The 6,783-nt window shown below is 74.4% G+C and carries 6 protein-coding genes; 1 reads left to right on the top strand and 5 read right to left on the bottom strand.

The genetic code is table 11. The annotated features are described in order from the left end of the window. From galK to ABD308_RS01040, 4 genes are all read right to left on the bottom strand, one after another. On the bottom strand, positions 1-1,071 hold a 1,071-nt coding region (gene galK, locus ABD308_RS01055; RefSeq protein WP_344323661.1), incomplete at its 3' end, for a galactokinase. Beyond that, complete coding sequence (gene galT, locus ABD308_RS01050) at positions 1,068-2,297, bottom strand: galactose-1-phosphate uridylyltransferase (RefSeq protein ID WP_344323642.1); 1,230 nt, start codon at positions 2,295-2,297, stop codon at positions 1,068-1,070. The genes galK and galT, both read right to left, overlap by 4 nt. A 90-nt stretch (positions 2,298-2,387) precedes the next feature. Further along, entirely contained in the window at positions 2,388-2,717 is a 330-nt protein-coding gene (locus ABD308_RS01045) for a sulfurtransferase TusA family protein (RefSeq protein WP_344323631.1), read from the bottom strand. After that, positions 2,714-3,379, bottom strand: a complete 666-nt coding sequence (locus ABD308_RS01040; protein ID WP_344323619.1) for an ArsR/SmtB family transcription factor — start codon at positions 3,377-3,379, stop codon at positions 2,714-2,716. The genes ABD308_RS01045 and ABD308_RS01040 overlap by 4 nt, the downstream gene beginning before the upstream one ends. A gap of 97 nt (positions 3,380-3,476) precedes the next feature. Here ABD308_RS01040 and ABD308_RS01035 point away from each other — a divergent pair, with 97 nt between their 5' ends. After that, positions 3,477-4,772, top strand: coding sequence for an MFS transporter (locus tag ABD308_RS01035; RefSeq protein WP_344323588.1), 1,296 nt, complete (start codon positions 3,477-3,479; stop codon positions 4,770-4,772). A 65-nt stretch (positions 4,773-4,837) separates the two neighbouring features. On the opposite strand, the gene ABD308_RS01030 is transcribed toward ABD308_RS01035, so the two are convergent. Beyond that, entirely contained in the window at positions 4,838-6,631 is a 1,794-nt protein-coding gene (locus ABD308_RS01030) for a hypothetical protein (RefSeq protein WP_344323574.1), read from the bottom strand. Positions 6,632-6,783: the final 152 nt, after the last annotated feature.

The raw sequence follows: 6,783 nt of genomic DNA, 5'->3' as shown, positions 1-6,783 counted from the left end.
CCCCGCGTCGGCCACCGCCCGCGCCTTCGCCGTCTCCGTCAGCGCGATGACCGAGCCGCCGAAGCCACCACCGGTCATCCGCGCGCCGAGGGCCCCGGCGGCGACGGCGGTGTCGGCCGCGAGGTCGGTCTCCGGGCAGGAGGTCCGGTAGTCGTCGCGCAGCGAGGCGTGGCCGGCGGTGAGGATCGGGCCGAGCGCGGCGGGACCGTGCCGCTCCAGCTCGCCGACGGCCTGCTCGACCCGCTCGTTCTCGGTCACCACGTGCCGCACCAGCGGGACCAGATCGGCGGGCAGTTTCGCGTAGGCGGCGGGCAGCTCGGCGGACCCCAGGTCGCGCAGGGCGGACAGTCCGAGCAGGGCGGCGGCCCGTTCGCAGCCGGCCCGCAGCGCGGCGTAGGCGCCGTCGGCGAGGTCGTGCTGCACCCGGGTGTCGAGGACCAGCAGGGTCAGGCCCGCGCCCGCCAGGTCGAGCGGCACGTGCCGCATGGAGAGGTCGCGCGCGTCCAGGTGCAGGGCGGCCCCGGCGCGGCAGACCATCGAGGCCATCTGGTCCATGATCCCGCAGGGCACGCCGACGAACTCGTTCTCGGCGCGCTGCGCGACCAGGGCCAACTCGGCGGCTTCCAGGCCGAGTTCGTACAGGTCGTTGTAGGCGGTGGCGACGGCGCACTCCAGCGCGGCGGAGGAGGAGAGGCCCGCGCCGCCGGGCACGTCGCTGTCGAGCAGCACGTCCGCGCCGCCCACCTGGTGCCCGGCCTGGCGCAGCGTCCAGACGACGGCGGCGGGGTACGCGGCCCAGCCGGCCACGCCGCCCGGGGCGAGCCCGGCGACGTCCAGTTCGACGGCCGCGCCGGGCACCCGGGTCGAGGAGAGCCGCAGCACGCCGTCGGCGCGGCGGCGGACGTACGCGCGTACGGCCTGCGGGATCGCGATCGGCAGCACGAACCCGTCGTTGTAGTCGGTGTGTTCGCCGATCAGGTTGACCCGGCCGGGGGCCGCCCAGACGCCCTCGGGGGCGTGGCCGTAGAGCTCTTCGAAGGTGTCGGCGGGAGCGGTGCCGGTCGTGGTCATCCCTGCGGTCCTCCGTCAGCGGGCGAGGTGGGCGAGGTGGGCGTGGCGGGCGAGGTAGGCACGGTGCGCGCGGTGGGCGCGACCTCGCGCAGGCGGCGGGCGGCGTCCTCCGGGGCGACGTCGTTCATGAACGCCTCCATCCCGGACTCGGTTCCGGCCAGGTACTTGAGCTTGTCGGCCGTCCGCCGGACGGTGAACAGCTGCAGGTGGAGGGCGAATTCGTCCTCCTGGCCGACGGGCGCCTGGTGCCAGGCGGCGATGTAGGGCGCGCGGACGCGGCGGCCCCCGTCGGCCGGGTCGGTGAAGAGGTTGTCGAACCGGCGCAGCAGGTCGAGGTAGATCCGGGCGAACTCGGCACGCTCGGCCTCGGTGAGGCGGGTGAGGTCGGGGACGCGGCGGTTCGGGTGGAGGTGGACCTCGTAGGGCCAGCGGGCGGCGAAGGGCACGAAGGCGGTCCAGTGCTCCCCCGCGAGGACCACGCGCGAGGAGGCCCGTTCGGCGGCGAGCAGGTCCTCGAAGAGGTTGCGGCCGGTGGCGGCGCGGTGGCGGGCGGCCTGGTCGAGCATCCGCGCGGTGCGCGGGGTGGTGAACGGCAGCGCGTAGATCTGGCCGTGCGGGTGGGCGAGGGTGACGCCGATCTCGGCGCCGCGGTTCTCGAAGCAGTACACCTGCTGGACTCCGGGCCGGGCGGAGAGCGCGGCGGTGCGGTCGGTCCAGGCGTCGAGCACCAGCCGGGCGCGGTCCTCGTCCAGGTCCGCGAAGGAGGCGTCGTGGTCGGCGGTGAAGCAGACCACCTCGCACCGGCCGACGCCGGGGCGGCGGCTGAGCACCGGGTCGCCGTCGGTGGAGACCGGTACGGGGTGGGTGCCGGGCTCGCCCGCGAGCGAGGGGAAGCGGTTCTCGAAGACGGCGACCTGGTAGTCGGCCGCCGGGATCTCGCTGAGCCGGCCGTCGCGGCTGGGGCAGAGCGGGCACTCGTCGGCCGGCGGGTGGTAGGTGCGGGCCTGCCGGTGGGCGGCGATGGTCACCCAGGCGCCGGTCAGCGGGTCGAGCCGCACCTCGGAGGAGGGCACGGCGGCGTCCAGCGGCCGCCGGTCGGCGACCGTCCGGCCGGCGGGCGGCGTGCCCCGGTCGTAATAGATCAGCTCTCGGCCGTCCGCGAGTTCGGTCACGGTCCTGGTCGTCGTGTCGGCCGGCCCGGCCGGGTCGGTCACCGTCGCGGGCATGACGTGCTCCCTCTCATGGGGCTTCCCTTCAACCACATGACCAAACAATATCGAACAGGAACCAACATGCACGCCATCGGGCCGGTCCGGTCAGCCGACGGCCGGATGCCAGGGGGCGTCGGGCCGGGTCGGCGTCGGGTCCGCCGCGAGCCGCAGCGCGTAGACGTCACGCCCCTCCGGGTCGGACACCGGGCCGAGGTACGCGTGGCCGGTGAGGTGGCACCAGGCCGGCAGGTCGAGCGGAGCCGCCGGATCGGTGCTGACGATGTGCACCGTCGTTCCGGCGGGGTGGCCGGCGATGCGCTTGCGCAGATGCAGCAGCAGGGTGACGCAGAGCATGCCGCTGCCGTCCACGACCACCGCTCCCGCCTCCCCGGCCTCGCCGACCTCCCCGGCGCCGGAGGCGTTCGCGGCGCTCACGCGGCACCCGCCTCGACCGGCAGGGCCGCCAGGCGCCACTCAAGCATGCCGTCGGCGAGCCGCTTCGCGCTCCGGCCGCGCGCGGCCAGCAGCCGGACGGCGTCGTGGGCGAGCACGCAGTTGGCGCCCCGGCAGTACGCGACGACCTCCGCCCCGGGGGACAGCTCGGCGAGCCGGGCCTCCAGCCGGTCGAGCGGGACGGAGAGGGCGCCGGGGATGTGCCCGGCCGCGTACTCCTCGGCGGGCCGCACGTCGATGACGGTGGCGGTGCCGGCCTTCACCCGCGCCAGCAGCTCCTCCCGGGTGAGGTGGTCGGTGTCCGGCGGCCCGAGGTAGGCGGCGCGGGCCTGCCCGGTGGCCACCAGGTGGGCCAGCGCGACCTGCTGGAGCTGTGCGTACAGCGCGGCAACGTCGTCCCCGGCGAGGCGGTAGTGGACGCGCACGCCGTCGCGGCGGGTGACCACCAGCCCGGCCTGCTTGAGGGTCTGCAGGTGGGCCGAGGCGGTGGTCAGCCCGAGCCCGGCGGCCTTGGCGAGGGCGTCGACGCTGCGCTCGCCCTGGGCGAGCAGGTCCAGCAGCTCCAGCCGCTTGCCGTTGGACAGCGCCTTGCCGGTGGTGGCCAGCGCGTTGAACAGCGCGGCCTTGCGGGTGGGGTCTCCCAAAGCATCCTCCATTAATCCATGGAATATTGTAGAAGAACGCGGGTGGGCCTGTCACCCGACCATTCACCCGGATCCCGCCCATTCTGGAGGACGGCGCGTGACCGCCACCGCACCCCTCACCACGTCCACCCGCCCCTCCGCCGTCCGGCTCGGGCTGCGCGCCAACCTCGCCCAGTTCGCCCTCCTGGTCGCGGTCAACGCCCTGGTCGGCGGCATGCTCGGCCAGGAACGCACCGTCCTGCCCCTGCTCGCCGACCGCACCTTTCACCTCTCCGCCTACACGGCCGCGCTGACCTACATCGTGGCGTTCGGCGCGACCAAGGCCGTCACCAACTTCTTCGCCGGCGCCCTCTCCGACCAGTACGGCCGCAAGCCGGTGCTGGTCGCGGGCTGGCTGCTCGCCCTCCCGGTCCCGCTGCTGCTCATCTGGGCGCCGACCTGGGGCTGGGTGGTGTTCGCGAACGTCCTGCTCGGCGTCAACCAGGGCCTGACCTGGTCGACCACCGTCATCATGAAGATCGATCTGGTCGGACCCGCCCGCCGGGGCCTGGCCATGGGCTTCAACGAGGCCGCCGGCTACCTCGCCGTCGCCGCCACCGCGATGGGCACCGGCGCCATCGCCGCGCACTGGGGACTGCGCCCGCAGCCGTTCCTGCTCGGCATCGCGTACGCCGCCCTCGGCCTCGGCCTCTCCGTGCTCGCCGTGCGCGAGACCCGCGAACACGCCCGCGCCGAGGCCGCCCTCCACCCCGCCCCCGCCAACCCCGGCCACCACGGAGCGCTGACCACCGGCCAGGTCGCCCGCACCACCAGCCTCACCGACCGGGCCCTGTCCTCGGCCAGCTGGGCGGGCATGGTCAACAACCTGAACGACGCGCTCGCCTGGGGTGTCTTCCCGCTGCTGTTCGCGGCCCACGGCCTGTCGGTCGCCCGGATCGGCCTGCTCGCCGCCCTCTACCCGGCGGTCTGGGGGCTGGGCCAGATCCTGACCGGCTGGTGGTCCGACCGGATCGGCCGCAAGCACCTGATCACTGCGGGCATGCTGGTGCAGGCCGTCGCGATCGGGCTGGTCGCGGCCGGGACGACGTTCCCGGTGTGGGCACTCGCCCAGGTCCTGCTCGGCGCCGGCACCGCGCTCGTCTACCCGACCCTGCTCGCGGTCATCGGCGACGTCGCCCACCCCGCGTGGCGCGCCCGCGCCGTCGGCGTCTACCGCCTCTGGCGCGACGGCGGCTTCGCCGTCGGCGCCCTCCTCGCCGGCGCCCTCGCCGACGCGTACGGGGTGACCACCGCCATCTGGACCGTCGCCGCCCTGACCGCCGTAGCGGGAGTGGTCGTGGCGGTGCGGATGTACGAGACCCGCCCGCGCCGGGCAGAACCCGACGGCGTGTGAGGACGAGCACGCGCCGGCAGCCGCCTGACATGCCGCCGGTGTGGTCGTGCGGGTCGACTCGACGACTACAGGCCCGCCCGGGCCAGCAGTCGCTCCATGCACGCGACGGGAAGGAACGGCGAGGCGCCGGCGGCCTCCGCGACGCGCTCCGAGGAGTCGGCGATGAGTCGGCGCAGGGATGGGCGCGGGAGGTTGCGGTGGGCCGCGATCGCGTGGCGGACGCGCCATTCGGGGTCGGAGGCCAGCTTCTCGGCGAGTTCCGGGGGCAGATCCGGATTGCGGGGCGCGAGGGACCGGAGCCGGGGCTCGGGGGCGGTCGCGAAGCGGTTCAGGGTCGCCGGCGGGAACGTCAGGACCTCCGCCCTGTCCCACCAGAACGTGAACTTGTCCCGCCGGGGGTGGTGGCCGCGCTCGATGCTCTCGGCGGTCTCAGGATCGACCAGGTGCGGGGCGGTGTGGGCCATGGTGAGGCGGACGATCTCCTCCTCGTCGGCGAGCAGACGGGCCACCGCGTCGGCGGGAAGGGCGCTGCCGGCGGCCGCGGAGGCCCGGAAGGCGACATAGGGCGAGTCGATGTGCGGCAGCGGATCGGCCGTGACCCAGGGCAGGCGCAGGGTTCGCAGCTCCGCGGGTGCGAAGGAATCCTGATGCCACCGCAGGACCGTCTCGTCGTCGGCGCCGGGGCCCGGATCGGCCATCGAGCCCGCGAGTTCATGGACCGAGGCGTGGATCCGTGCCCGCATGTGCTCCGGCGTGTCAGGCCGGGCGAAGACCTTCACCCGGACACTCAAGGCCGGATCGACCGCGAGGACCGCGCGGACCGCCGGCGGCAAGCCGGGATGCCGGGCGAGTTCGGCGCGCACGTCGCTGTCCGGGTCGTCGGCGAGCCGCTGGAGCGTGTCCGTGTCGAGAACGGCGTGAATCACCGCGCCCGCCCGCGTCACAGGGTCCGACAACAGCGCCGGCAGCAGGTCCGCGGGCGGTACCGGATGCGGAAGACGCGCGAAGTAGGTGGAGCAGGCCGCGGCGCGGACCTCGGCCTCGGGATCGGTCAGCAGGGTCCGGCGGATCTCTTCCGGTGCCTGTGTCCAGTGCTTCGCGAGCGCGGCGCGGACCCCGGGATCGGAGTCGGCGGCGAGGCGGGCCCGGAGGTCGGGCGGCGTGTGACGGCCCTGGGCCAGGCGTTCGCGGACCTGTGAGTCCGGATCGTCGATGAGCCGCTCCAGCAGCTCCCTCGGCGCGGTCGCGGCGTGACCGACGAGCGCGGACCGCACCCCGCTGTCCCGGTGGGCGGCCAGCCGGATGCGGAACCGGCCCGGCAGGCGGTCGTTGAGCGCCAGGCCGTGCAGGAGCCAGGGGTCGTCGATCGCCATGATCTCGGCGATCATGTCCTCGGTCAGGTCCGGACGCCTCGCCACCTTCCCGTGGCTCCGCTGCCATGCGAACAGTCGCCGGATCATGGATTTCGGCAGGGCGGAATTCATCGCCAACCCGTCCATCACCGCGTCGAGGTGGACCGGAGTCAGGGCGTCGGCATCCATGCGGCCAGGATGCCAGGCGGACTTCGAGCCGATGCCGCCGGACTCCGGCCCGCACCGGTCGAGCCTCCGCGGTGGCCCTGAAAGGGGGGCTGGACGAGGTCCCGGAGCGGGCCCGAGGGCGGGTCGGTGACCGCGCGTTCCGAGAACCACGGCGGTCTGGCACCGGGTCTCCCCCGTGCGGGCGTCGCGAACCTTCCGTTGGTGTGTCTCCATCCGTAACGGGCCTGCGGCGGGGTCGGCGAGTCGACGCAAGCGGGATGCGGCGGAACGCCGCTCGGGTGAGGGTCGGTGACCGAGCCGAGCCGCGGCTTCGTCCAAGGCCGGTGTCATCCGGACCCCTTCTCGGCGACTCCGTCCTCGGCGGCGACGCATCTCCCTGCTCCGACAAGGCGATCGACGCCGCGCGGCTGACCACCCCCGCCAAGGGCGGGACAGCCGGCCTGCATCAGGCAGCCTGATGCAGGCCGGAG

Source organism: Kitasatospora putterlickiae (genome assembly GCF_039527695.1).
Classification (GTDB): domain Bacteria; phylum Actinomycetota; class Actinomycetes; order Streptomycetales; family Streptomycetaceae; genus Kitasatospora; species Kitasatospora putterlickiae.
This window is presented reverse-complemented; position numbering and strand designations above follow the sequence as displayed.